We start from the raw sequence: 24,332 nt of genomic DNA on the forward strand, positions 1-24,332 counted from the left end.
CTGAGCTTTGATGGGATAAGATCATGGCAGCCAACGATCCAAGCCAAGACCCAAATCCAGAAGATGAAGTTCGCAATAGCAAAGCGTCGCGTGAAGCGCGGTCGATTGTGCGTTTTATGATCGAACACACGGCCTATGGCGGGTTTGGTGCGTTGGTATTTGGGGCGCTGGTGTTGTTTTTCGATATTGGCGGGATTTATAGCCTTGCGATGGCATCACGTGATGCGCCGATCTTTATATTCTTATTGTTCTTTGGGCTGTTCGTCACATTTGGCGGGATCAGTCTTGGGATTGGTATCATGACGCTTGGCGGATTTTCCGATGATGATCATTACCGCGATGAGCGTAGGCGGGAACAAAATCCCGACGATTAGGATCGTTGACGGTCCAAAATGAACGGGTCAGTTGGCAAGGCATTTGAAACGAAAAAAAAAGCGCCATTTCGGCGCCTTTAGTCTGTTGTTTTATGGTCTTAAGGACGGTCAGCACCGGTTTTCTTGGTAATGATCCGCGCGATAATCATGCCGATGATCCAGCCTGCCAATGGCACGACAAAGATATAATCAAACAACGGATGGTTGGTATCACCACCGGATGCGGCCAAAATGAAGCCAACCCAGGCTGCGGTCAGCAAGTAACCCATGATCTTGAAGTAGACCTTGTTGGGCAGGCCTTTTTTTTCGGGCTGTTCGGGGTTGGTCGGTTGGCTGTTTTCCGCAGACATCCTGATATCCTTGTGTTCTGAAATATTAAGTGTGGATCGGATCAACGTTCAAGGGTGAGCGCGTCTGGATCAATACGGTCCTGCCAGCCTTCGCGCACCAGTTCGGGCACCACATGGTCTTCTTCGGGATAGCCGATGCAAAGATAAGCGATCAGGCGCCAGTGATCCGGGACGTCCAACGTCTTACCGACCACTTCCGGTTCCAAAATCGATACCCAGCCGACCCCGATGCCCTTTACCCGTGCAGCCAGCCACAGCAATTGCACTGCTGCGACCGCAGAATAATCAAGCATTTCCGGCATGGTTTTACGGCCCAAGCCCATGCCAGCTTCGGTTTCTTCATCGGCAAAGACTGCCAATTGTACCGGGGCTTGATCCATGCCCTGTAGTTTTAGCGAAGCATAAAGCTTGGCCCGTTCACCGTGATATTCGTTCAGGGCTTCGGCATTGGCCCGTTCAAAACTGTCGCGAATGGCCTTGCGGCGCGCCCGGTCATTGACCTTTACAAAGCGCCATGGCTGACAATTGCCAACCGACGGTGCAAGGCAGGCTTCCTTGATCAGATCATTGATGTCCGCTTGCGGGATGGCATCGGTGCGAAACCGACGGACATCGCGCCGCCATAGCAAAAGATCAATAAATTGCTTTTGGAAAGCTTGGTCAAAGACGGGTGGGGTAACGTCAGCATTTTTGGTGCCGTTGGTGCCGCTGGCGTCTTGTCGATCAGTTTCGGTCATGGCGCAGGCCTGCTGGAATTGGCGTATATGTTCATTATGTTTTGCACCCTACTCGTCACAGGGGTGAACGCCAATAGCAAGATACGCATCCGGGCAAAAGCTTCATAGAATCGCGTTGATTTTCTCGGCTGTGGTTACGAAACAAGGCCGGGTTTAGAAAGGGAAATCGATGCTGACCAAACCGGTATAATCGCGATGGTGGATTTCATAGGTAAATTTGCGGCGGACTTCAAAGTTGACCTGGCCGGGAATGCGTCCCCAGTCATAGGTCATCCCACCCCCGGTATCGATATAGAGATTGGTACTTTCGACATTGATAAAAGGCTGAAGTGTTGCATATCCGCGCGGCAAGTCGTGGGTTAAGGCGAACTGGGAACGGATGCCTTCAACAAGGTCGGCGTTGGTGGCCATTTCGCGAAAACCCTGAATGCTCATGTCGAAATTCAAGGGTTCATAAGCATATTCGGAACCGGCGTAATAGCGTGTCGATCCGCTGCGCCCGTAATTCTGGTTCATCATTGATATGGTTTGTTCCTGTCCGGCAAACGGGACGATCACGTGATCGCCCATAAGCAGGCGATAACGTCCTTCAGCCCCGGCATCAAACAGGCGTGTTGTTGCGGTATTGCCAAAGATCATGGAGCCATCATCTGCGCGTGCGTTCTGCACATATTCGCGGGCCGTGATCATGTCGCCATAAAGCTCCACGCTGACAGGCAGGATGCCAAATTCATATTTTGAGCCAAAACCGATTGTGCTGGAGATGGTGCTGCTGCCAAGGGTTTCCGCATAGCGCAGGTCGTCGGGGACTGTGCCGATGGCTGATTGCGTGATCGTGCTTTTGCCCATGCTGAGACTGCCGCGCAGGTTTAGCCAGTCGGTCATGCGAGCAACGAAATAGGGTGATACGGACAAGTTGCTTTCGCGATAGCGCAATTGTCGTGCAGCCGATTCGCCAAGCGTGCTGCCCCAGCCAACACCAAGCCCCAAAACAAGCCCGTCATCAATCAAATAGTCAACGCCGCTGTCAATAGATACCGTATCACCACTTAACCCCGGATCGTAACCGGACCCGGTGATGCGGTTTTCAAGGTCGGTAATGTTGCCAGACACCCAGATGCTGATGGGTGTGCGGAAGGTGCGGGACTGGGTTGGGAAGGTGCCCGCGGCACTGTCAAAATCAATCTTGCCCGCAAGCGATGTCAGGGCGGCGCGGCCGCTGAAAGCTTGTTGCAGGATGTCGTCGGTCGAACCGAATTGAAGTCTGCTTGCCGATGGGTCGTCGGAAGGAAGCGCATTTTCCAGAAAAAGCGGCGCAAATGTCGTGTCATAAAGATCATCGTCCATCTTGTCGTAAAGACGGTCCATATGACGGCGGCGGTTATGGGCACGGTTAAGGGTTTCGCTGCGCAGGATCGGCGCATCAGGACGTGCGCCATCTTCGCGGGCCAAGGCCAGCGGCAAGAAGCGCGGAATAATGCCATAGTGCTGAAACAGGCCAACACTTGCCAGATACACTGTCGCTGTCAGTGCAGTTTTCAGATCCTTGTGCATGAATAACAGCGCTTTGATTGTTGAGGCTGTTCACTATGGTCGGGAAAAGTGCAAGGAATGTGGAGAAAGGCAGGCAATCGTGCTGCAATTGGGGTTGGGAAAGTGATCGGGCCCGATCAAAAGGCGGGGTAATCAGGAAACCGGCAATAGGATGTTGCACCGATCTTAAAGTCGCGCTAGAACCCTGATCTGCCGGTTGGAAAGCTGGCTTTCACGCGCTTTGCGGGCGTGGCGAAATTGGTAAACGCAGCGGACTTAAAATCCGCCGGCCCTAAAGGCTTTGCCGGTTCAAGTCCGGCCGCCCGCACCATATCCCCCGACTAAATTCCCACGATACATCTGAGATGACGGGCATCTATCGGTTTGAACGGTGCCATTAAAAAACCTGTTTTCCGGTGCAAACAGGTTCTTCGCCGTCCTGTAACAGGTGCTTTTTGCTGCTGTTGGGACGACATTTGCGCTGCGCAAATTCAGGAGAATGAAGATGATCCATCTGATCGCATTCGGCATTATCGCCGTCACAGCACTGGTCGTTGCCTAAACGCTGTGAGGATCCATCATCGCGACGAAAGTTGCGATGATCCCAGCCTTAAAATGTATCCGGATTAATTTGCTGCACGATTGGCAGTGGTTTTGCCACAGCCAAATGGCGGCGTAGGCTACGTATGTCTATTTTCGTTTCCGGAGACGTCGCGAAATAGAATGTCTGGGTTGCCACCGGCTGACGACTGATATGGAGCATATCACCAAGTTCCGGATAGGTCAGGATAAGGTTGTCGGCAACAGCCTTTTCCATCAAACCGGCATCCGCACGTTTGCTTGCGACCATGCGCAAGATGGTCAGGTCATCGACGACTTCGATGGTTTCAACATCCTTGCGCCGACTTTCAAACACATCTCCGTACCAATATCCTGCCCCGACAGCGATGCGGTGATCCCACAATTGGCCGGCATCAAGCGGAAATTCACGGTGAGACAGCAATATGGTGTCGCTGATCAAAATGGGGAATTCATAGTTTAACCCATAGGCGTTTGCCTGACCGGACTCGGCGCAAAAGATCACATCAATGGCGCCGTCTTGCGCGGCATCAATGGCACGTTTCCACGGGTAAATTTCGATTTTGGGTTTGTAGCCGAACGATGTCAGCAATTCTTCGACATATTCAACCAGAATACCGCCCGGCTTTGCCCCGTCGACAACATATGGTGGCCAGGGGCTGCAAGATGCGATGATTTCTATGCTGTTATCATCGGACGCGTGTCCGGTTGACGGCGTAAAAAAGGGAATAACAAGCAGAAATCCAAGACTTCCAAGCGTGCGCAGCATCTGCCGATCCAAATTATTGTCATCTAGTATGTATGTATGACTGATCCTGGACTGTTTTTAGGCGTGGCGTTGGCAAAAGTAATAGCGTGATGGTTGGCCATTGGCGAAGTCATTGTTCTATCGCCGTTTCATCCAGATCGTGTCGCGAAATTAAATTCTGCAGGCACTTAACGTGTACTATTCGTCTTTGCTGTGACGGAATGCACATATGGTTTTGGTTTACCGGATTTAAATTCGTTGGGGCTAAAACCAGAAGGTGATGCAGTGTTGCACGCCAAGGCGGAAGTGATCCAGTGAATATGATCGAGAAAGAAGAAGACGAAGGCCCGCGCAAGAAAGAACGGTTTGGCAAATATGTTGTGCCGGAAGAACGCGCGGCGAATATCGTCAAGCAGCTTGATGAGTTCTTGCGCAAAGGTCCGCGCAAGGGGCTTAAATATTCCCGTTGGCAGCAGATTGCCTGGTACGAGATCGTCGACGAGCTTAAGCGTGCTGAAGCTGCCCAGAAAAATCAGGACACCCTGACAAAGTCAGCTTTCCTTAGTCTTGCGATTGGTTTCGGGACGGTTGGGTTCTGGGGCTTGGTGCTGGTTGCGGGTAACGGACTTGGTGGTATTGCCGCCGGGGTCATTGTGGTTGCCGGACTCGTGATCTGGCGGGCGATGGCCAAGGCAAATTGGTTTAAATAATCTCTCGGACGTAACGTAATATGAACAAAGAAGCTGCGGAAACGCTTGCCATTCGCGCCATTGCCCACATTGCGGGTGATGATGAACTGCTGGAAGGCCTTGTTGCACAGACGGGCATGGGGCTTGATGACTTACGGGCCGGGATTGCATCAAACGAAGTGCAACGTGGCGCGCTTGATTTTCTGCTGTCGCACGAACCGTTTTTAATGCGCTTTGTCGAAGATGCGGACTATGCCCCCGAAGACCCGGCACGCGCACAGATTGTCTTATCGGGCGGGCCGATCTGGCAGGATTAACGCACGCGCCCAATCATAGTTGGTTCCGGGGCTATGTCGGGCTGTAGGTCTGTGCGGAGCAGGCCATAAATTACCGAATCACGAATGCCGATATGGGTTTCCCATTCGCCGCGCAAAACGCCTTCTTGGGTGAATCCCAATTTCTCGAACGTTTTCATTGAAGCATGGTTGTCCGGGTCAATATCGGCATAGATGCGCCGTGCTGTTGTGGTCGAAAACAGATGTTTGATCGCAACAGATAACGCGCGTGCGGCATAGTTCTGCCCGCGGGCTTGTGGCGATACCATGCAGGCCGCTTCCCAAACGTCCTTATCCCGACCAGTATTGTAAAACGAAATCCGGCCAAGAGCAGGGCCGTCAGGTGATTGCGTGATCACCCACGATGTTTCTTCAAACCCGTCAGTCCATAATTTCAGTTTGGCGATGGTTGTATCGACATCGGGAAAAGCTGGATCAGGAAGCCAAAGGCAGCATTGCGGATCGCCAAAAATGACATGCAATGCCGGTCCATCGGCAACCGGATCAAGAGGGCGCAAATACATAGGCTAGGACTCGGTTGGTCGGTAGGGTGTGACTAGCTTAGGAACGGTAACGGTGCACTGTCGTAAACGTAAATCCAGACCAGAATTGCGATGCCAAGCAGAACGCGATAGATGGCAAAGGGCGTGAAGGTGGATCGTTTAAGCCAGTTCATCAGAACGCTGATCGCGATCAGGGCGGTGACAAATGACAGGCCAACAGCAAGAAGAACGTCTTTGTTCAGCTGAATATTGCCCCCCTGATGCAGATCAATACCGGCCAGAAGGCCAGCACCCAGTATAACCGGAATAGACATCAGCATGGAGAACTGGGCGGCATCTGATCGCTCATACCCCATGAAACGTGCGGCCGTCATGGTGATGCCTGAACGACTGGTGCCGGGAATAAGGGCCAGTACCTGTGCCAGACCGATGAACAGGGCGCCGCCCCAGCGCATATGTTCCAGACGGTTGATCGTCATCCCGATCTTATCGGCAATCCACAGCAGAATGCCAAAGCCAAGCGTGGTCCAGGCAATGATCTCGATCGAGCGCAGCTGTTCTTCAATGCCCGAGACTTTGAAATAGAAGCCAATCGCAACGACCGGAATGGTTGCCAGAACAATATGAAGGGCAAGACGCGCCCCCGCGTTGATTCGCCCGGTAAGCAACAGAACGAATCCGCCAAGCATGGCAAACACATCACGCCAGAAATAGATCAATACTGCTGCCAGAGTCCCGATATGGACGGCGACATCTACCAATAAACCCTGATCCGGGCTTCCTGTTAGTGCAGGAGCAAGAACCAAATGGCCAGATGAGCTGATCGGAAGGAATTCGGTGATCCCCTGAACGACCGCCAGAAGAATTATGTGCTGTAGGGTCACTCTGGCCTCTATGGCTGTTCGCGGAAAAACTCATCGCTTATAGCAGTTTAGCGCATTTGCGCGAAATGCATTAATAGTACCATTTTGGTACTATTGAAACTTTATTGCCGAGGGATTTGGCAGGGTAATCCCGAAGACCTGAAAAATAGTATGGATATTTAGGTCAGTATTTCTGTCGTATCAGCTATTTTGTGCTAGATTCTTGCGTGTTTGCCACGTATACAAGGCGAAACCCGCAACATAAAACCCTTCCAGAGGGCCGTCATGACAGAAAAGATGCTGAAATTTGTTCATCTCGAACAAAAATATCCGCACAAAAGAGAGGCGTCCGCACGCCGCACGGATTTTAACGAGATTTATGAGCCTTTCGAGGATAGCTCCGCTGCTGATCAATCGTCGCGTTGTTCACAGTGCGGTGTGCCGTTCTGCCAGGCGCATTGCCCGCTTTACAACAATATCCCCGACTGGCTTAGCCTGACGACCGCAGGGCGCCTTGAAGAGGCTTATGCCATCTCGGCTGCCACCAACAACATGCCGGAAGTCACGGGTCGTATTTGCCCGCAAGATCGCCTGTGTGAAGGCAATTGCGTCATTGAACAGTCAACCCATGGTGCTGTCACCATCGGGTCGGTCGAAAAATACATTACGGACACGGCCTTTGCGAACGGATGGGTCAAGGCTCCCAAACCGACCAAAGAAAACGGTATGTCTGTTGGCATTATCGGTGGTGGCCCCGGCGGGATGGCTGCAGCCGAACAGCTGCGTCTTAAAGGATATGAAGTTCATATCTATGACCGTTATGACCGCATCGGTGGTTTGCTGGTTTATGGCATTCCGGGCTTCAAACTTGAAAAAGACGTTGTTGAACGCCGTGTGAAACTGCTCGAAGAGGGCGGTGTTGTCATGCATACCGAATTTGAAGTCGGCCGTGACGCCACCCTTGATGATCTTCGCAAAAAACATGACAGCGTTCTGATCGCGACCGGCGTTTACAAAGCCCGCGACTTGAAATTGCCCGGTGCTGGCCTGAACAACGTTTATCCAGCCCTTGAATATCTGACGACGTCGAACCGTCAGGGTCTTGGCGATAATGTTCCGGCCTATGACGACGGAACGCTGAATGCCAAGGACAAGAATGTTGTCGTGATCGGTGGTGGTGATACCGCGATGGACTGTGTCCGTACGGCGATCCGTCAGGGTGCGAAATCGGTTAAATGTCTTTATCGTCGTGACCGTGCAAACATGCCCGGTTCACAGCGCGAAGTGGCCAACGCCGAAGAAGAAGGCGTTGAATTTGTCTGGCTGACCAACCCGGAAGCCTTTGTTGGCGACGACAAGGTAACGGGCGTGCGCGCGATCAAGATGCGCCTTGGCGCACCGGATGCCGGTGGCCGTCAGAGCCCGGAAATCATCGAAGGTTCGAGCTATACCATGGATGCCGACATGGTGATTACGGCCCTTGGTTTTGAGCCGGAAGATTTGCCGACCTTGTTTGATGCGCCGGAACTTGGTGTGTCACGTTGGGGAACCGTCAAAATCGACTTCCGTTCCATGATGACCAATCTTGATGGTGTATTTGCTGCTGGTGATATTGCCCGTGGTGCATCGCTTGTGGTTTGGGCAATTCGCGATGGCCGTGATGCGGCAGACCGGATTGATGAATATTTGCTGGCGCGCAAAGAAGCTGCTGCTTAAGCCCGCTGCCGCATTAGGAGAGAGAGTTATGAACAAGATCGTTCAGGACAAAATGGATCAGAGCCGGGCCGCTGCCGATATCGCCCGTTTTGAGAAAAACGCAGCCCATCTTGAAGCCAGTGGCATGTATGACCCGGCAGAAGAACACGCCAACTGTGGTGTGGGTCTTGTCGGCGCCATTGACGGCAAACCACGGCGCGAAGTTGTTGAAGCCGGTATCGAAGCACTGAAAGCCATCTGGCACCGTGGTGCTGTTGACGCCGACGGTAAAACCGGTGACGGCGCTGGTATCCATCTTCAGATCCCGCAGGATTTCTTTAAGGCATATCTTAAAGTCATCAATCAGGAAGCACCCGATACCTTGATCGCAGTCGGTCAGGTGTTCTTGCCGCGTATCGATATGGCCGCGCAAGAACGTTGCCGTGCAATTGTTGAAACCGAAATCCTTAAACAGGGTTACGGCATTCTTGGCTGGCGTCAGGTTCCGGTTGATGTGTCGGTCATCGGTGAAAAAGCAAACCAGACGCGCCCGGAAATCGAACAGGTTCTGATCGGTGTGCGCGATGACGTGAATGAAGAAAAGTTCGAGATCGATCTTTACGCCATTCGTCGTCGTATTGAAAAAGCCGTTCTGTCCGAAGCGATCAAGGATTTCTACATCTGTTCGATGTCGTGCCGTTCGGTGATCTATAAGGGCATGTTCCTCGCAGAAGACGTTGATACATTCTATCCGGATTTGCGCGACGAACGTTTCATTTCGAACTTCTGCGTTTATCATCAGCGTTATTCGACCAACACCTTCCCAAGCTGGCCATTGGCGCAGCCGTTCCGTGTTTTGGCCCATAACGGCGAAATCAACACGCTGCGCGGCAACGTCAACTGGATGAAAAGCCACGAAGCGCGTATGGCGCACGAAGCTTTTGCAGACAGCATTGATGACCTTAAACCGGTTATTCAACCCGGTTCGTCAGACTCGGCTGCCCTTGATGCCGTGTTTGAGCTGATGGTGCGTGCGGGCCGTGACCTGCCGATGGTGAAAACCATGATGGTGCCGGAAGCCTGGTCGAAAAAGGCATCGACACCAGATAACTACAAAAACCTTTACGCCTATTGTAACGCTGTGATGGAACCGTGGGACGGCCCGGCAGCCCTTGCTGCTTATGGCGGTGAATGGCTGATGGGTGGTACTGATCGTAACGGTCTGCGTCCGCTGCGGTATGCGGTGACGGGCAATGGTCTTTTGATTGCCGGTTCCGAAGCCGGCATGGTGCATATCGACGAAGAAAGCTGCATTGAAAAAGGCCGGCTTGGACCGGGCCAGATGATTGCGGTCAACCTTGCCGAAGGCAAGCTGTTCCATGACGGCGAATTGAAAGACAAACTGGCAAATCGCCGTGACTGGTCGAAATGGGTTGGTCGCACCAAGGTGCTTGATGACCTGATTTCACCGGAACATACCGAACCGTCCCATATTGAAAAAGAACGCCTGCTTCGTCTTCAAAAAGCTATGGGTTTGACCCATGAAGACCTCGAATTGATCCTTCATCCGATGGGTGAAGACGGTAAAGAAGCCATTGGTTCGATGGGCGATGACACCCCGCTTGCGATTCTGTCGGATCGCTATCGCGGTCTGCATCACTTCTTCCGCCAGAACTTTGCACAGGTGACCAACCCGCCGATCGATTCACTTCGTGAAGCACGGGTCATGAGCCTGAAAACCCGTCTGGGCAACCTTGGTAACGTCCTTGACGAGGATGAAAGCCAGTGTGATTTGCTGCAGCTTGAAAGCCCGGTTCTGACCAACGCCGAATATGACGCCATGCGCGGTTATATGGGCGATACCGCGGTGGAAATTGACACCACATTTGACATCAGTGGTGGCAATACTGCCCTTCGGGATGCGATTTCGCGCATTCAGCGCGAAGCAGAAGAAGCAGTGCGCGGCGGTGCCTTGCACATCATTCTGACCGATGAAAATATTTCCGAAGACCGGGCCGCAATGCCGATGGTTCTTGCGACGGGTGGTGTTCACAGCCACCTCGTGAAAACGTCGCTGCGGACGTATATTTCGCTGAACGTTCGGTCGGCAGAATGCATGGATGTGCATTACTTTGCCGTTTTGATTGGCGTTGGTGCAACGACTGTGAACGCCTATCTCGCGCAGGAAGGTCTTTTGGACCGCTATGCGCGTGGCCTGTTCCCGAATGTCGGTAGTACCGCCGAAGTTATGCAGCGTTTCAAGGCCGCTATTGATGCCGGTCTTTTGAAAATCATGTCCAAAATGGGCATCTCGATCATCAGCTCCTATCGCGGTGGCTATAACTTCGAAAGCATTGGTCTTTCGCGTTCGTTGGTGGCTGAATTCTTCCCCGGTATGCCGTCGCGTATTTCAGGGATTGGTCTTCAGGGTATTCAGCGTCGCTGCATTGCGCAGCACAAAGAAGCCTTTAACGGCAATGTCATTACCCTGCCGGTTGGTGGTCTTTATAAATACCGTCGTTCGGGCGAACGTCACGTTTGGACCGGTCCGCTGATCCATACGCTGCAGTCGTCTGTTTCGACCGGTAGCTACAACACGTTCCGCAAGTTTTCTGAAGGCCTGCGGTCGCGTGAACCGCTGCATCTTCGTGATCTGCTTGATTTCCGTAGTGACCGGACAGCACTTCATCAGGATAAAGTTGAAAGCATCACCGAAATTCGCAAGCGTTTCGTGACACCGGGCATGTCCCATGGTGCGCTTTCGACCGAAACCCACGAAGCGTTGGCGATTGCCATGAACCGCATCGGTGCGAAATCGAACTCCGGTGAAGGTGGTGAATCGCGTGAACGTTTCCGTCCGCGTGCGAACGGTGACAATGCGCGTTCCTCGATCAAACAGGTTGCCTCAGGTCGCTTTGGCGTGACGGCGGAATACCTTAACAACTGTGAAGAAATTCAGATCAAGGTCGCCCAGGGGGCAAAACCGGGTGAAGGTGGCCAGTTGCCGGGCTTTAAAGTCACGGTTGAAATCGCCCAGTTGCGTAATGCGACCCCGGGTGTGACCCTGATTTCGCCGCCGCCGCATCACGATATCTATTCGATCGAGGATCTGGCACAGCTGATTTACGATCTGAAACAGATCAATCCGCGGTGTAAGGTTTGCGTCAAGCTGGTGTCGCGTTCCGGTGTTGGCACGATTGCCGCCGGTGTCGCCAAGGCGAAAGCCGACGTGATCCTGATTTCCGGTTATGACGGTGGTACGGGTGCAAGCCCGCAGACCTCGATCAAATATGCCGGTATCCCGTGGGAAATGGGCCTGTCGGAAGTAAACCAGGTTCTCACCCTGAACAACCTGCGTGACAAAGTTAAGTTGCGTGTTGATGGCGGTTTCAAAACTGGCCGTGACGTTGTGATTGGGGCGATGCTTGGCGCTGAAGAATTTGGTATCGGTACCGCGTCCCTGATCGCACTTGGTTGTATCATGGTGCGTCAGTGCCATTCGAACACTTGTCCGGTTGGCGTTTGTACTCAGGACCCGGCACTGCGTGCCAAGTTCACGGGAACGGCCGATAAACTGGTCAATCTGTTCACCTTCATGGCCGAGGAAGTCAAAGACGTTCTGGCAGAGCTTGGCTATGACAAACTTGAAGACGTGATCGGCCGCTCGGACCTGCTTCAGCAGGTGCACCGTGGCGCGAAAGACCTTGTTGATCTTGATCTGAACCCGTTGTTGGCTCAGGCCGATGCGGGTGGTCGTGCACGTTTCTGCACGATCGTCGGTCGCAACGAAGTACCTGACACGCTTGACGCCCAAATGATCAAAGACGCCCGTCCGCTTTTGGAAGACGGCGAGAAGATGCAGCTTCAGTACAACATCCAGAACACCCAACGTGCGATTGGGACCCGGATGTCATCACTGATCACGCAGAAATATGGCATGACGGGCCTGAAACCGGGGCACCTTCATGTGCGTCTGCGTGGTTCGGCTGGTCAGTCGCTTGGTGCCTTTGCGGTTCAAGGGCTTAAGATCGAAGTTCAGGGCGATGCCAACGATTATGTTGGTAAGGGTCTTTCGGGTGGGACGATTGTTCTGCGCCCGCGGCCTTCCAGCCCACTTAAAACCAACGAAAATACCATCATTGGCAACACCATTCTTTATGGTGCGACCGCGGGCAAGCTGTTTGCTGCCGGTCAGGCTGGTGAACGCTTCTGTGTCCGTAACTCAGGCGCGATCGTTGTGGTCGAGGGCTGTGGTTCGAACGGTTGTGAATATATGACCGGCGGTACGTCTGTTATCCTTGGTGCGGTTGGTGAAAACTTTGGCGCAGGCATGACCGGCGGTATGGCGTTTATCTATGACGTCAACGATACTTTTGGCAATGTCGTCAATGACAGCTCCATTCTGTACCAGCGCATTGAAACCCAGCATTGGGACGAACAGTGCCGTATCCTTATCGAGGAACATGTTGCCGAAACCGAAAGTGGTTTCGCACGGACCATCCTTGATAACTGGGATCGCGAACGCGGCCACTTCTGGCAGATCGTGCCAAAAGAAATCGTCGATAAGCTGGAACATCCTATTCGCTCGATGAGCGAAGACCAGGCAACTGCGTGATCTGATCACGCTTTTGCGCAAGCTCCCTTGTCCAACACACCTGGACAAATCAACTTGCCCCGTACTTCGGTACGGGGCACTTTTCTTTGCGTTAGATGTGTCTCGGATAACGGGAACGCAGAAAGGCGGGTCCATTTGGCCCGCCTTTTTCTTTGGGCAATAGGCCAAGTCAAAAGATACAACTGCCAAATCCGTTCGCGCAGAACAGATGTCAGACATAACGGCGGTGATGGTAGAGTTGATGTTCAGAGAAGAATGTTGAGATAGGTTCCACGGCGCGCATTATGGTCAATCTGATCAGTAGCAATCAGATTGCGCAGGCGGGCAAGCTGGGCGGCAATGAAGCTTTCAGACGATGGTAGTTCGATTACGGCCGCACCGCGCCCGCGCCCGACAGGTAACTGTGGACGTGAACGCGCATCCTGAAGTCCGGTATGGGAGGAGCCTGTGCCAATTCTATTGGTGGTCATTGTGCCATCCAAGTGTGAAACCGCTGGTAACCCTAGCACGCAATGGCGAACTTGTCATGCGGGCGATCATGCCCAGCTTACAATTTAGACAGAAAAAAGGGTGGTCAATGACCACCCTGGAGGAAGCTAACGAGAGGGAAAAATCACGTTAGGATATTAACCTTGGTACCGCGCGAACCACTGGTTTCAAGCGGTTGATGTTCTGTAACTATTGAGCCGATCACTTTTGCCAGACCCGTCGCTTTGTTGATCGCGCCTTCTGCGGCTGCGAATGGCAATGTCGGACCCGCGCCACCATTGGGCGTGATTGCGTCATTTACGGCCTGTGCCGCTGAACTAAGTCCTGAACCTTGAACTGAGCCGATCATCCTGACCTCGTAAACATATCGGGAGGGTTCGATACCCATCGCAGAGAACATCAAAAAATCTCTATGACGTCAGGGTATGGGGTAATTGTGTTGGAAAAAGTGATGGCTGTCACACCCGCCCAAAGCGGGGCTTGCCCAAGTCGCCGTAACGGGTTGGTTCAGAAGCATTTAAAGCATAAGAAAAGGGTAATATTTTTTTAACCATTGCGCGACAAAGCGCCATAGAGCAGGTGGTTATGGCTGGGGACTCGGCGGAGTGGGATTAGGTTTGCGCGACGGGTATTAGGAGTTTTGGCGTTCGGCGCGTAATGCAATGGCGTCATGAATGGCTTTTTGCAGTTGGGCTGGGCGGAACGGTTTTTTGACAAACACGTAATTGCCCAGAAGCTTGTCGAGTTCCTTGCGCGACCTTGCGGGATAGCCCGACATGAAGACAACGCCGTATCTTTGATTTTGGCGTAATGCTTCGATAATCAATTGCGGGCCACTGCGACCGGACATGACAACGTCGGTCAAGATCACATCAAACGGATCGTTGAGTTCTGTTTGTTTGAGAAGGTCCAAGGCTTCTTCGGTGCTTTTAGCGGTTTCAATTCTGAAACCGGCATCTTGCAGAATGATTTCAGCAGTGGTTCGCAAGGCCTGTTCATCATCGACAATCAGAATGCGCTCTCCATTGCCGGGGAGGTTATCAATCTTGTCGATATGGCGCGCTGTTTCGATCCCTGCTTCGGACCTTGGCAAATAGACCGAGAAGGTAGTGCCTTCGCCCTCGATGCTTTCGACCTTGATAAAGCCGTGTGCTTCTTCGACCCAGCTGTGAACAATCGACAGACCAAGACCGGTACCTTTTCCCGGCTCCTTGGTCGAAAAGAAGGGTTCAAAGATATTCTCGACAATGTCGTCGGGAATACCGGTTCCGGTATCCTGCACCGTAATGACGACAAACTCGCCGGCAATGTTAGCGGGAAATATTTCGTCGTCTTCATCTGGCACCCGCTGGGCGAGTGGGGCAATGTCGATGCTGCTACATGAAATCTGTAAGGTGCCACCTTCGGGCATGGCATCACGCGCATTGATCGCAAGATTAAGAATGCAGGCTGATAACTGGGTCGGATCAACACGGGTATAAAGTTCTGGTTCATTCGACCAGATTTGGAGCTCGATCCGGTGTTCAAGAAGGGTTAGCAGCAGTTTTTCCATTTCTGAGAAAATGCTTTGCACCCGAACATTGGTTGGCTGATCGATCCGGCGCCGCGAAAACATCAAGAGCTGATCGGCAACACTGGTTGCACGTTCACCAAGTGAAATCACATGATCAAGATATTCTTTGACCCGTTCTGGATCATCGATTTTGGCACGAGCAACTTCGGCAAAGCTCAGAATACCGGCAAGGCAATTGTTGAATTCATGTGCCACCCCACCAGCCATCTGGCCAACGGCCTCAAGCTTTTGCGATGTGGCAAGTTGACGTTGCAGGATCTGTTGTTCTTCTGCGGCACGGTGTTGTGCTGTGATGTTGCTGCCGGTTCCGCGATAGCCATTAAAACGGCCATCAAGGGTAAAGACCGGAACACCGTTGATCCGTCCGTAATGCTTTTCGCCCGTGCGTGATGTCCAGGAAAATTCAACGTTCTGGAATGCCATATGGGCATCAAGACGGCGTTGCAGATAATGCCAGCCTTCAGAATGTTCGGAATGCAGGCCCAGCTTGTCAAAGGATTGACCTTGTGGGGAGCCGTTAATTTCTTCGATCAGCTGATAGAACTTATAAGACGCGAACGCGATTTTAAGGTCCGCCCCCATTTCCCAATACCAGTCGGCTGATGACAGGGTGAAGTCACGGAACCGTTCTTCGCTGTCGCGCAAGGCGTCTTGTGCGATCTTGTGCTGCTGTGTTCTGCGTTCCAGACTTTCCGCCATGGCATTCAGGCCACGTTCCAGCGTGCCAATTTCATCGCGCCCCATTGGCGTCAGGCGTGAGCTTAATTTACCAATCTGGATTTTATTGACGAACTGGGCCGCCGTAATCAGGCGTTTAAGGACAGTGTGCTGGGTAAACAGGAAAATCAGCACCGATGTCAGCAAAATACACATTGCCGATCCGACCAACAGGACCGATTGCATCTGACGTTGGCTTTCTTCAAGACCTTTGGTCGAGACCTTGAGATAGACATACATGAAAGGTTGACTGGCATTCAGACTGAATAGCGGGGTGATGGAGACCATGCTGTGGTCGCCATTGTCATTGGTTGTGAATAGCACCTGATCTGTCAGGTTCGAACGCAATTCATCTTGGGGAAAGTCGGGCATGACATTGATTGAACTTCCGACCAGCAGCGGATCAATCGCATGATAAATCGTACCGTCAAAGCCAATGGCCATAGCTTGCTGCAGGTGTCTTCCCAGCAAGCGTTCCATTTGTGCGGCATCACTCAGGATGGAGACTTTAAGCTGTTCGTCCTGAATAAGACGTCCGGGGGCGCTGATTTGTTCGGCAATACGGCGGTCAATCTCTGCACCAAAATACTGCACATAATAGCCGCCAAACAGGCCAAGCAGGATGGTTTCCACGATCACAATCGCCAATGCGATCTTGAAAACCAGACTGCCAATCATCCGGTCCAACAGCTTCTTCACGCGTATCTGTCTCCCCTGACAGCAACTTAATTCAGTGCACCGGGTTACTTCTGCTCAATATAGTATTGGCTTGGGTTTGTCGGTGCCGGTGTCGCATAACTCCATGCTGCCGGAATAACTTTGGGAACGTTGTGGAAGTCTTTGGCAACCACGCCTTTCCTGTTCGGCGGCAAAGCAATTCCCATAACGTAGAACTGATCTGCACTGATGTCGAGAATATCGCGCATCAGTTGAGTTTGTTTTTCAGCATTCGCTGTCTCTTTAAGGCTGTTATAGAGCGAAAGCTGCTTTTGAACTGCCGCAGGCGGGATAATTGCGTCGGGGCTATCAGGGTTGACATGCCAGTTGGCCCATCCGGTTGCGAACCAAGATGAATCAGCTGACATTGGCAAATAGTTGATTGGGATAACCATCGCGTCCAATCCACCATCGCCGCCCCATGCGCTGGCATTATGATCATTCTTTTCGCGCAGGGAAACGAATGTGTTGCGCTGCAGGTTGCGGGCCTTCACATCAATGCCAAGGTCGCGCCAGTATGCGATGACGGCATCAAGGATCACGAACCTGTCGGCACCTTCGGTATCAATTGTAAAGGACAGACGTTCTCCATCCGGACGGAGCAGGAAACCTTTGTCGTCTTTTCTGGTCAGACCGGCTTTTGACAAATAATCCAACGCCAGTTCCGCATCGAAATGGATAAACTGCCGTGCAAGAACCGTATGATAAAGCGGGCTTTCGGGCCGCGGAGCCGCTTGGTTTGGCAAGGCGCCGGGGATAAAGCGGGAAATAATCATGTCGCGGTCGATGGCATGCGAAAGTGCGATACGGAAATTCTTATTCTGGAAAATATCGCGCAACACAGGGTCCTTGTCGTTGAGGTTTAGGGACAAGGTCAGTGTGTTCATGTCGCTTTCGACTAGCGTGAAGGATTGTAGGTTATCATTGGCGGCAAGGACTTCGTCGGCGCGCGTGCTGACATGGCGTTCCTGCATATTAACCTTGCCGGCAATGGCCGCATCCCCGGCGGCACTTCGTGACGGGACAAGGGCAAAAGATACTTCGTCAATATAAGGAAGCTGGCGCCCAGTCGGATCAATTTTCCAATAATACGGATTACGCTTGGCAATCAGCGGATCATCTTCGCCGTAGGTTCCGGTCAGAACCCATGCATTAAGTGTCGGAACTTCCGGATTGTGCCAACGCGAAGGATCGTCAATCGTACCGGGATTGCCAAACACCTCGACAAAGCGTTCTTTCCATCCGGCAAAGCCAAGATCGCGGGCTTCTTTGTCGGCATTCGGATTAAACTTTGGCAAAAGGGGCTTAAGGAAATGTGCAGGGTAGCTCACCGGTTCAACGCCTTCGGGGCGTGCCAAGGCGGTCGGGAACAGCCCATAAGGTGTGCTGAAACGAAAGGCGACGGTGGTTGCGTCAACCTGATCAATCTGTACGGCATTGCCCCCCGCCGTTAGCCATTCGGGTACGGCATCAGCGAATGCCGGATTGCTCAGGATGTTTTGATACCAGAAGACAATGTCATCAACACTGAATGGCGCACCATCAGACCACCGCATGCCCGGCCGTAGACGGAAGAAAAATTCCGTCGCATCGCTGCTTGGTTGAAAGGACAGTGCGACATTGGGAATTGTGGACGTCCATTGCGGTGTCCAGCGCAGCAGCGGTTCGTAGCCAATGTTGCGGATCAGCAATGCATGGTCGCGTTGGTTGCGCTGGGCCATTTTCCATGTGCCACCATAAACGCCAATTTTATCATTGGGGGTAACGATCATTGGTGTGGTTGGCAGGCGATCTTTGACCGGCGGCAAATTACCCGCGGCAACCTCTTTGGCAAGAATAGGGGCTTCGCCAAATTCAACAGCATGCAGTTTTGGGCTGTTCACCAACATGGTGCCCATTACGGCAATCATAATGTATTTAAACTGTTTCAAAGATTCCTGTGCCCCCGTCGCGGTAGTCGCCTCTGACCTAAGGTATCGGTGAAGCTATTCAAAGGTGGTGAATACCTTGAGTGGCTATGAAGGTAAATAGACCTGTTCCCATGATAAACCCCAAAGTGTGTTGCTGTGGCGTCTGGGCTTTTAATTTATGTACATAAATTAAGTGTTCTATGTGTCTTTTCACAAGAACATAAGCAGGAATTTTCGCCGTAAAATGGGCGATAATGCCGCAGAATTGAAAGGTTCTTGTGCAGTTCCGAAAGCATTTTGATCTGTGTCATAAACAATATATCGGTCTGCAGTATTCGTTGTTCAATGCCTTTCGAATTCGAACGTAATACTAAAGTTCAATGCTGTCTAATATATAGACAATGACGCGAAAATGCAGAATTTTGGGCGCAACAGCGTTAATTTTCTGACGAGTCGTCCTATATGATAGGTACGACATTCAAGCGTAATGAAAGACGGACGTGTGGCGCAATCTGATGATGAAACAAAGCAAGCTTTGGAAGCGTCTTTCATGGACGGTCCGAAGCCAAGTGCACCGATCCCACGATATGAACCGGGATCGGATGCGGGGTTGCGTGATCGTTTGAGTGGATCCTCCTCCGCAACATCAATGATTCCCGTCAGCGATGATCCAGACGGGTTTAGCGTCGCAGGAGTCGAAGGGATGATTGACCGCAAGAAGGCAAATGTTGCTGCCAAGGTGGTCGAAACGGATCCCGATCAGGCGTTGCGCGTCATCCGTAATTGGTTGCTGCAAGGCTGATCCGTCCAACCTGTGGATCAGCTTATTCTTGCGTATCTATGAATCTCATTATTTCACTGCAAAGTATCCAATACACTTTTTGCGATAATTTCTTGGCATTACGGGATTTTTTGTCATGCTGATCGCTCAATGAGGCATTTGGGAAGGCTTATGCGGTTATGATTGATTTTACCAAGCTGATTGCAGACCAGTTCTGCGTGTTTGATCCTGACTATGTTGCGCAACAAGAAGCCTTCGCCAACAAACTTGCCCCCCTTCAGGAAAAGCTGATCGAGGCGCAAAAAACCGGGAACAGCATGGCCGCATCCGATCAGCAGATGATCGAATGTAAATGGCTTTTGCTTTACACCGCTGACTGGAAAACCCTGTCAGGGAAACTTGATGCGTTTGCCAAGTCATTGGAAAATACCGATCAGGATTGGGCCGAAAAACAGGTGCCAAGCGACGGGTCGTGGGGGCCTTGCTATGACCAGTGGTTCCTGAAAGTTGATGCCATGATTGATGCGGTCAATACCTTGGCAGATGCGGGGCAAGCACCAGATTATCCGTTCTTGTTCATGGCGCCGATCGCAACGCCTGAAAAAATGATTGCTTGGTTGGAAAGTCAGAAAACGTCTTCGATCTTTACCGATGGTCTGGATCGCCGTGATGCCTTGGGTGCAGTGACAGCAACGCTTTCGCAGATGTGCTTTAAAAGCGAAATTCGCGATTATTTTCAAAACTATGTAAAGGGCTTTGACCTGACCGAAGACTATATCAACGCCTATAAGACATGGCTTGATGATTGGCAGGATCCGCAAAGCGGGTATTGGGGCGGATGGTTTAATACGCAAGACCAGGGTGTCTTAAAAAGCAGTGATCTTAGCCTGACCTTCCACAATATTTCCTATCAGCATGGCAAGGTTGATTTGTGGACGGCGATCTTTGACACGACGCTTGCTATTCGTGACGAGGCCTACCCGTTTGGCTGGAAACACAATGACGATTTCAACAATCACAACAACTATGATGTGACCAAGATTTTCGATCTTGGTTGGTCAAGTGTCGATACGGATACGCAAAACGAAGCTGCATCAGATATCGGGTTGGTTTTGAACTGGTGTCTGACCAAATCAATGACGCAAGATGGCGGGTTCATCGATGACCCGACATTCTATAACTCGGTTGGGGCAGCCTATTATTACGGGGTCTCGTTCCTTGATCAGGCCGGGTATTTCGGAACCGACGTGCCGTTCTGGACCGACAAGCCGTTTGCCGATGGTCCGGCTCTTTGCTGTAAAATCCAGAAAAACATCAAGTCCGAAGGCCTTGATGACGACGAAGCCAAGGCTGCGCTTGAAAAACTTGTCGATGCCTGTGGAAATTGCACGTGAAACCGCAATTTAGGGAACTGAATTAGCTTTGGGGGTTGGCGAAATACCCCCGGCACTCCCCATATGAAGGAAAGAAGAATAAAAACAGGTCATGAGGGTCCAGATGACAGATCGAAAAGACATTGATCTTGCTGGTTTGCGGGTGCGTCTTGAAGAACGACGTGCCGATATTTTGGCGCATTCAGAACATTCCGAAAATCACCGAAAGCCGGTTGAACTAGATCAACAGGCGGTCGGGCGGTTATCGCGCATGGATGCGCTTCAGAATCAGCAGATGCATCTGGAACAGGAACGCCGTCGGGCCGCCGAACTTTCCCGTATTGAGAAGACGCTTGCGCGTATGGAAAATGATGCATACGGGCATTGTCATAATTGCGGTGAAGCGATTGAAGCGAAACGGTTGGAATTTGATCCGACAACACCGCTTTGTGTCGAATGTGCCAATCATGTAAGCCACGGCTGATTTCTTTGCGTAGAATGAAAACACGCAGTGCCAACGATGGTCTGATGGATAAGCTTTGAACAAAGTCGGGAGAGGCCGTTTGCCGGTTTATGGGCAATATGATCGGATCAATTTAAGTGGCCTTGCCATCAGTCTGCTTCTGATTTGTGCAGCCGTTCTGTTTTCCGGCCCAGCGAGCGCGCAAGGATCGTGTGGACCGATATCGGCACCGCAAGCAATATTGGAATTTAATCACAAAGACCCTCAGTTGGACCGGCACCGGTCTGTTCGGTGGCTTAATTCCCGGGCGGGCGGCAGTCCGAGTTATCTTGTTGCGGGCCTGACCGAATATGAAATGCGGGCATCGTTTGATATGCGGTTTGAACCACGGCAAGTCGGGTTTGGCCGTTATTGTCTCGACCCGGTTCGGGTCAATCCCAAGGTCGATGTGGTCAAGCATCTGGTCTATATCGCATCGGAGCTTAACCGTGGGTCATGCGAATATAACGTGGTCTATGCCCATGAAGGCGAACACGTGAAAATCAATCAGGGGATGGAGGCCGATATTCGGGCTGCCCTTGATGATTTGATCGCGGATGTTGTGCGCAAGGTCGATGCCATGTTCCCGCTTGCGGCGGATAATGTACCCGGCGCAATGAAAAGACTTCTCTCAGAATATGGTCGGGATTTTAAACGACGCATACGTGATATTGATCGCAATCGACGTGAACAGCACAGGCAGATCGATACGCCAGCAGAATATGAAAAACTGTCATTGGCCTGCGGTCCGAACTCTGCGTTTCAGACAGTTTTACAGGCCGCCGCGCGTTAGGTGTGGGCTTCTCGATCACTGTAACTTGCGGCTAATTGCGGCTATAGGGCCTGACCCTAGGCGGTTGAATCAAGGGTAACCAAACCCTTTTCAATCGCATAACGGACAAGCCCGGCCGAGCTATCAATATCAAGTTTGCGTTTGATGTTGCGGCGGTGTGTTTCAACTGTCCGCACACTAATGTCGAGTTCGCGGGCAACATGCTTGTTGCTGGCACCTTTGGCCAAAAGGCGCAAGACGGTGCGTTCGCGTGTGGTCAAGGGCACGCCGTCACTGTTGCTACCTGCACCCGCACTGATGCGATCAAAGGTGGAGCTATAGGCTTCACCGCCATTGGCGATGGTTTCAATTGCCCGGACCATGTCGTTTGATGACACGTCTTTCAGGATAAAGCCCTTTGCCCCGGCCTGCTGTGCAGTGCGCAGATATTCCGGGTTTTCATGCATTGAAAGAATGACGACCTTGGTGCCCGGAAGGGTTTCACGGAACTTTTCGGCTGCTTCCAGCCCGTTCATGACAGGCATGGAGATATCCATCAGAACGATATCGGGATGCAATTCCCCGGCAAGAGACAGGGCTTCGACGCCATTGCTGGCTTCGCCAATGATGTTGATATGATCAAAGCATTCCAGTCGCGAACGGATGCCATCCATCACAAGGGCATGGTCATCACACAGCAAAATGCGCAAAGGACGGTCGGTGGAATAGATTTGATTGGCACTGTTCATTGGCTGAAACTTGTTCCTGTCGCGTGATTATGGATGCAAGGCCAGATTAACCGCTGATTGTCCGGCCGGGTAGCGCATTCTGGTTGGTTGCGGGAATAAATGCAGTGATTGCGGTGCCGTCATCGGGTTCTGAGCGCACAGCAAGCCCCCCGCCATGGAATTCCATACGCTCGCGCATGTTGCGCAAACCGATGCCCGCACGGGGGTCGCGGTTTCGGATGTAGCGGTTGGTTTCAAACCCGACCCCGTTATCGGTGATGCGCATCACAACACTTTGGCCTTCGCGTTTGATGCTTATTTTGATCACGGTTGCATCGGCGTGGCGTTCAATATTGGTAAGCGTCTCCTGCAAGACACGGTAAAGCGTGGTTTTTTTGGCAATATCAAGCTGGTTGTCAATCGAATCGCATTTGACGTCGATCCGGATGCTCGAACGGTCTTGCAGTTCGGCACACATGCTCTCAATAGCGGGTTTTAGACCAAGATCATCCAAAACGGCCGGGCGTAGGTCACGCGATATACGTCGGACTTCATGAATGGCGTCCTGTAGCCGTTTGGCCGCCTTGTCCATCGGTTCAACCGCATTTTCGCGCTTTTGCCCGATCCGCGCGATGGCTGTTTCAACCGAATATTTGACCGATACCAATATTTGGCTAATACCATCATGGAGTTCCCGCGAGACCCGCAAACGTTCCTGTTCCTGCACATCGACCACGCGGTGGGTCAGTTCTTTTAGCTTGGAATCGGCAAGTTTACGTTCAGACAGGGTAACGACCGTGCCCGATATCCCGACCAGCAGCACGGCAAGGATGGTGACCCCGATGATCGAAATCGTCGTTTCGCGGATATGAGTGGAAACCTCGGCCTCGATTTCTGCGACCTGTTCGGAAATATCGTCGATATAAATCCCGGTGCCGATCATCCAGCCCCATTTATCGAGCATCAGGGAATAAGTGATCTTTTCAGTGGGTTCGCCTGTGGATGGTTTTTCCCAAACATGGCGCATGAAGTCGCCACCCTTTTCGGCGTTAAAGATCAGTCCCTGAATGACCGTGTTGCCATTAAGGTCGCGCAAATTCCAATAGGTTCGGCCCAAACGCCATGGTTGGGGCGGATCAACAAGGGCGGTGCCGTCACGGTCATAAATGAAGAAATACCCATCTTCACCATAAGACAGGTCTTCGATGATGGATTTGACCCGTTCCTTGGAAACCGCATCCAGCGGGCTTGCGACCGAATAGATGTGATCAATCGATGCCATCGCCAGTTCGAGATAGCTTTTGAGCTCTTCTTTCCGCGCTTCAAGGATATTGCGCTCGAACGTTCTGATCTCGGCCTCGGCCAATCGTTCGGCCTGCGCAAAGACCAGCCAGGAGATCGCTGAGGCAGCAAGAACCAGTGGCAGGATGGAAAGCAGTAGGAACTTTAGTCGAAGATTAAGCTGCGGCATGGGCATGACCGTTTTGGATTTGGGAGTTTCCTTGGGTGGACAATAGCATGTCTGTCGTAAAAGTCGCCGAAAGAACACGGCTGTGCCAGCACACGGATCGATCATTTATCTGGTCGATTTTCCGCATGGTGAAAAGCAACTGGCCCTGTATTTTTTAAATTGGTATTACCAATTAACGATATCATGCTTTGACAGGGAGAGGGCAATGCGCATATACCAGAACCGACGCCTGCCCACCGGGCGCCAAAAGCTCTGGATGCATTGCACAAGATCTCATC

Annotated in this window: 21 protein-coding genes and 1 tRNA gene; 10 read left to right on the forward strand and 12 right to left on the reverse strand. The window is 51.9% G+C overall.

Annotated elements, in window-relative coordinates; all coding sequences use genetic code 11:
* Nucleotides 1–23 precede the first annotated feature (23 nt).
* Complete coding sequence (locus tag ACQ0MK_RS19720; protein ID WP_430474067.1) at nt 24–374, forward strand: hypothetical protein; 351 nt, start codon at nt 24–26, stop codon at nt 372–374.
* A 98-nt stretch (nt 375–472) separates the two neighbouring features.
* On the opposite strand, the gene ACQ0MK_RS19725 is transcribed toward ACQ0MK_RS19720, so the two are convergent.
* From ACQ0MK_RS19725 to ACQ0MK_RS19735, 3 genes are all read right to left on the reverse strand, one after another.
* On the reverse strand, nt 473–724 hold the full coding sequence (locus tag ACQ0MK_RS19725; protein ID WP_430474068.1) for a hypothetical protein: 252 nt from the start codon (nt 722–724) through the stop codon (nt 473–475).
* Nucleotides 725–765: 41 nt separating this feature from the next.
* On the reverse strand, nt 766–1,461 hold the full coding sequence (gene bluB / locus ACQ0MK_RS19730) for a 5,6-dimethylbenzimidazole synthase (protein WP_430474069.1): 696 nt from the start codon (nt 1,459–1,461) through the stop codon (nt 766–768).
* Nucleotides 1,462–1,614: 153 nt separating this feature from the next.
* Nucleotides 1,615–3,015, reverse strand: a complete 1,401-nt coding sequence (locus ACQ0MK_RS19735) for a hypothetical protein (RefSeq protein WP_430474070.1) — start codon at nt 3,013–3,015, stop codon at nt 1,615–1,617.
* A gap of 222 nt (nt 3,016–3,237) precedes the next feature.
* On the opposite strand from ACQ0MK_RS19735, the gene ACQ0MK_RS19740 reads away from it, so the two are divergent.
* Nucleotides 3,238–3,325: transfer RNA gene (locus ACQ0MK_RS19740), tRNA-Leu, on the forward strand.
* 279 nt (nt 3,326–3,604) lie between these two features.
* On the opposite strand, the gene ACQ0MK_RS19745 is transcribed toward ACQ0MK_RS19740, so the two are convergent.
* Nucleotides 3,605–4,342 (reverse strand): transporter substrate-binding domain-containing protein, encoded by a 738-nt coding sequence (locus tag ACQ0MK_RS19745; protein ID WP_350041722.1) that lies wholly within the window; start codon nt 4,340–4,342, stop codon nt 3,605–3,607.
* 299 nt (nt 4,343–4,641) lie between these two features.
* On the opposite strand from ACQ0MK_RS19745, the gene ACQ0MK_RS19750 reads away from it, so the two are divergent.
* Entirely contained in the window at nt 4,642–5,031 is a 390-nt protein-coding gene (locus ACQ0MK_RS19750) for a hypothetical protein (RefSeq protein WP_350041730.1), read from the forward strand.
* 20 nt (nt 5,032–5,051) lie between these two features.
* Nucleotides 5,052–5,327 carry a DUF3572 domain-containing protein gene (locus ACQ0MK_RS19755; RefSeq protein ID WP_350041721.1) on the forward strand — a complete coding sequence of 92 codons (276 nt, stop codon included), beginning with the start codon at nt 5,052–5,054 and terminating at the stop codon, nt 5,325–5,327.
* Here ACQ0MK_RS19755 and ACQ0MK_RS19760 read toward each other — a convergent pair.
* Together ACQ0MK_RS19760 and ACQ0MK_RS19765 are read right to left on the reverse strand one after the other, a co-directional pair.
* Nucleotides 5,324–5,869 (reverse strand): GNAT family N-acetyltransferase, encoded by a 546-nt coding sequence (locus ACQ0MK_RS19760; protein ID WP_430474071.1) that lies wholly within the window; start codon nt 5,867–5,869, stop codon nt 5,324–5,326. The two genes, ACQ0MK_RS19755 and ACQ0MK_RS19760, sit on opposite strands and share 4 nt — an antisense overlap.
* Nucleotides 5,870–5,901: 32 nt before the next feature.
* A complete protein-coding gene (locus tag ACQ0MK_RS19765) occupies nt 5,902–6,732 on the reverse strand; it encodes an undecaprenyl-diphosphate phosphatase (RefSeq protein WP_350041719.1) in 831 nt (276 codons plus the stop codon).
* A 264-nt stretch (nt 6,733–6,996) separates the two neighbouring features.
* On the opposite strand from ACQ0MK_RS19765, the gene ACQ0MK_RS19770 reads away from it, so the two are divergent.
* The gene (locus tag ACQ0MK_RS19770; protein ID WP_350041718.1) at nt 6,997–8,427 is read left to right on the forward strand and encodes an NAD(P)-dependent oxidoreductase; all 1,431 of its coding nucleotides are present in this window, start codon (nt 6,997–6,999) and stop codon (nt 8,425–8,427) included.
* 28 nt (nt 8,428–8,455) lie between these two features.
* The gene (gene gltB, locus ACQ0MK_RS19775; protein ID WP_430474072.1) at nt 8,456–13,021 is read left to right on the forward strand and encodes a glutamate synthase large subunit; all 4,566 of its coding nucleotides are present in this window, start codon (nt 8,456–8,458) and stop codon (nt 13,019–13,021) included.
* Nucleotides 13,022–13,266: 245 nt separating this feature from the next.
* On the opposite strand, the gene ACQ0MK_RS19780 is transcribed toward gltB, so the two are convergent.
* The 4 genes from ACQ0MK_RS19780 to ACQ0MK_RS19795 form a co-directional block, all read right to left on the reverse strand.
* Complete coding sequence (locus ACQ0MK_RS19780) at nt 13,267–13,491, reverse strand: hypothetical protein (protein ID WP_350046765.1); 225 nt, start codon at nt 13,489–13,491, stop codon at nt 13,267–13,269.
* A 143-nt stretch (nt 13,492–13,634) separates the two neighbouring features.
* Nucleotides 13,635–13,859 (reverse strand): hypothetical protein, encoded by a 225-nt coding sequence (locus ACQ0MK_RS19785; RefSeq protein ID WP_350041715.1) that lies wholly within the window; start codon nt 13,857–13,859, stop codon nt 13,635–13,637.
* 282 nt (nt 13,860–14,141) lie between these two features.
* Entirely contained in the window at nt 14,142–16,499 is a 2,358-nt protein-coding gene (locus ACQ0MK_RS19790) for an ATP-binding protein (RefSeq protein WP_430474073.1), read from the reverse strand.
* A 44-nt stretch (nt 16,500–16,543) separates the two neighbouring features.
* On the reverse strand, nt 16,544–18,448 hold the full coding sequence (locus tag ACQ0MK_RS19795) for an ABC transporter substrate-binding protein (RefSeq protein WP_430474074.1): 1,905 nt from the start codon (nt 18,446–18,448) through the stop codon (nt 16,544–16,546).
* Between the two features lie 529 nt (nt 18,449–18,977).
* Between ACQ0MK_RS19795 and ACQ0MK_RS19800 the strand changes: the two genes are divergently transcribed.
* The 4 genes from ACQ0MK_RS19800 (at nt 18,978) to ACQ0MK_RS19815 (ending at nt 21,876) form a co-directional block, all read left to right on the forward strand.
* The gene (locus ACQ0MK_RS19800) at nt 18,978–19,229 is read left to right on the forward strand and encodes a hypothetical protein (RefSeq protein ID WP_430474075.1); all 252 of its coding nucleotides are present in this window, start codon (nt 18,978–18,980) and stop codon (nt 19,227–19,229) included.
* A 158-nt stretch (nt 19,230–19,387) separates the two neighbouring features.
* A complete protein-coding gene (locus ACQ0MK_RS19805; RefSeq protein WP_430474076.1) occupies nt 19,388–20,602 on the forward strand; it encodes a hypothetical protein in 1,215 nt (404 codons plus the stop codon).
* A 103-nt stretch (nt 20,603–20,705) separates the two neighbouring features.
* Nucleotides 20,706–21,065, forward strand: coding sequence for a TraR/DksA family transcriptional regulator (locus tag ACQ0MK_RS19810; protein WP_430474077.1), 360 nt, complete (start codon nt 20,706–20,708; stop codon nt 21,063–21,065).
* 55 nt (nt 21,066–21,120) lie between these two features.
* Nucleotides 21,121–21,876, forward strand: coding sequence for a hypothetical protein (locus ACQ0MK_RS19815; protein ID WP_430474078.1), 756 nt, complete (start codon nt 21,121–21,123; stop codon nt 21,874–21,876).
* Nucleotides 21,877–21,932: 56 nt separating this feature from the next.
* Here the strand turns inward: ACQ0MK_RS19815 and ACQ0MK_RS19820 are convergent, their stop codons facing one another.
* Together ACQ0MK_RS19820 and ACQ0MK_RS19825 are read right to left on the reverse strand one after the other, a co-directional pair.
* Nucleotides 21,933–22,604: a response regulator transcription factor gene (locus ACQ0MK_RS19820; protein ID WP_350041708.1), complete on the reverse strand. Its 672-nt coding sequence runs from the start codon at nt 22,602–22,604 to the stop codon at nt 21,933–21,935.
* 46 nt (nt 22,605–22,650) lie between these two features.
* Entirely contained in the window at nt 22,651–24,054 is a 1,404-nt protein-coding gene (locus ACQ0MK_RS19825) for a cache domain-containing protein (RefSeq protein ID WP_430474079.1), read from the reverse strand.
* Nucleotides 24,055–24,332: the final 278 nt, after the last annotated feature.

The organism is Thalassospira lucentensis (genome assembly GCF_050516545.1).
Classification (GTDB): domain Bacteria; phylum Pseudomonadota; class Alphaproteobacteria; order Rhodospirillales; family Thalassospiraceae; genus Thalassospira; species Thalassospira lucentensis_C.

Bases quoted from the DNA above. Each gene is read 5' to 3' on its own strand.
- ACQ0MK_RS19810 (WP_430474077.1), top strand. From the start codon at position 20,706: ATGACAGATCGAAAAGACATTGATCTTGCTGGTTTGCGGGTGCGTCTT.
- ACQ0MK_RS19735 (WP_430474070.1), bottom strand. From the start codon at position 3,015: ATGCACAAGGATCTGAAAACTGCACTGACAGCGACAGTGTATCTGGCA.
- ACQ0MK_RS19825 (WP_430474079.1), bottom strand. From the start codon at position 24,054: ATGCCGCAGCTTAATCTTCGACTAAAGTTCCTACTGCTTTCCATCCTG.
- bluB (WP_430474069.1), bottom strand. From the start codon at position 1,461: ATGACCGAAACTGATCGACAAGACGCCAGCGGCACCAACGGCACCAAA.
- ACQ0MK_RS19755 (WP_350041721.1), top strand. From the start codon at position 5,052: ATGAACAAAGAAGCTGCGGAAACGCTTGCCATTCGCGCCATTGCCCAC.
- ACQ0MK_RS19745 (WP_350041722.1), bottom strand. From the start codon at position 4,342: ATGCTGCGCACGCTTGGAAGTCTTGGATTTCTGCTTGTTATTCCCTTT.
- ACQ0MK_RS19720 (WP_430474067.1), top strand. From the start codon at position 24: ATGGCAGCCAACGATCCAAGCCAAGACCCAAATCCAGAAGATGAAGTT.
- ACQ0MK_RS19805 (WP_430474076.1), top strand. From the start codon at position 19,388: ATGATTGATTTTACCAAGCTGATTGCAGACCAGTTCTGCGTGTTTGAT.
- ACQ0MK_RS19760 (WP_430474071.1), bottom strand. From the start codon at position 5,869: ATGTATTTGCGCCCTCTTGATCCGGTTGCCGATGGACCGGCATTGCAT.
- gltB (WP_430474072.1), top strand. From the start codon at position 8,456: ATGAACAAGATCGTTCAGGACAAAATGGATCAGAGCCGGGCCGCTGCC.
- ACQ0MK_RS19800 (WP_430474075.1), top strand. From the start codon at position 18,978: ATGGACGGTCCGAAGCCAAGTGCACCGATCCCACGATATGAACCGGGA.
- ACQ0MK_RS19785 (WP_350041715.1), bottom strand. From the start codon at position 13,859: ATGATCGGCTCAGTTCAAGGTTCAGGACTTAGTTCAGCGGCACAGGCC.
- ACQ0MK_RS19780 (WP_350046765.1), bottom strand. From the start codon at position 13,491: ATGACCACCAATAGAATTGGCACAGGCTCCTCCCATACCGGACTTCAG.
- ACQ0MK_RS19725 (WP_430474068.1), bottom strand. From the start codon at position 724: ATGTCTGCGGAAAACAGCCAACCGACCAACCCCGAACAGCCCGAAAAA.
- ACQ0MK_RS19770 (WP_350041718.1), top strand. From the start codon at position 6,997: ATGACAGAAAAGATGCTGAAATTTGTTCATCTCGAACAAAAATATCCG.
- ACQ0MK_RS19820 (WP_350041708.1), bottom strand. From the start codon at position 22,604: ATGAACAGTGCCAATCAAATCTATTCCACCGACCGTCCTTTGCGCATT.
- ACQ0MK_RS19750 (WP_350041730.1), top strand. From the start codon at position 4,642: ATGATCGAGAAAGAAGAAGACGAAGGCCCGCGCAAGAAAGAACGGTTT.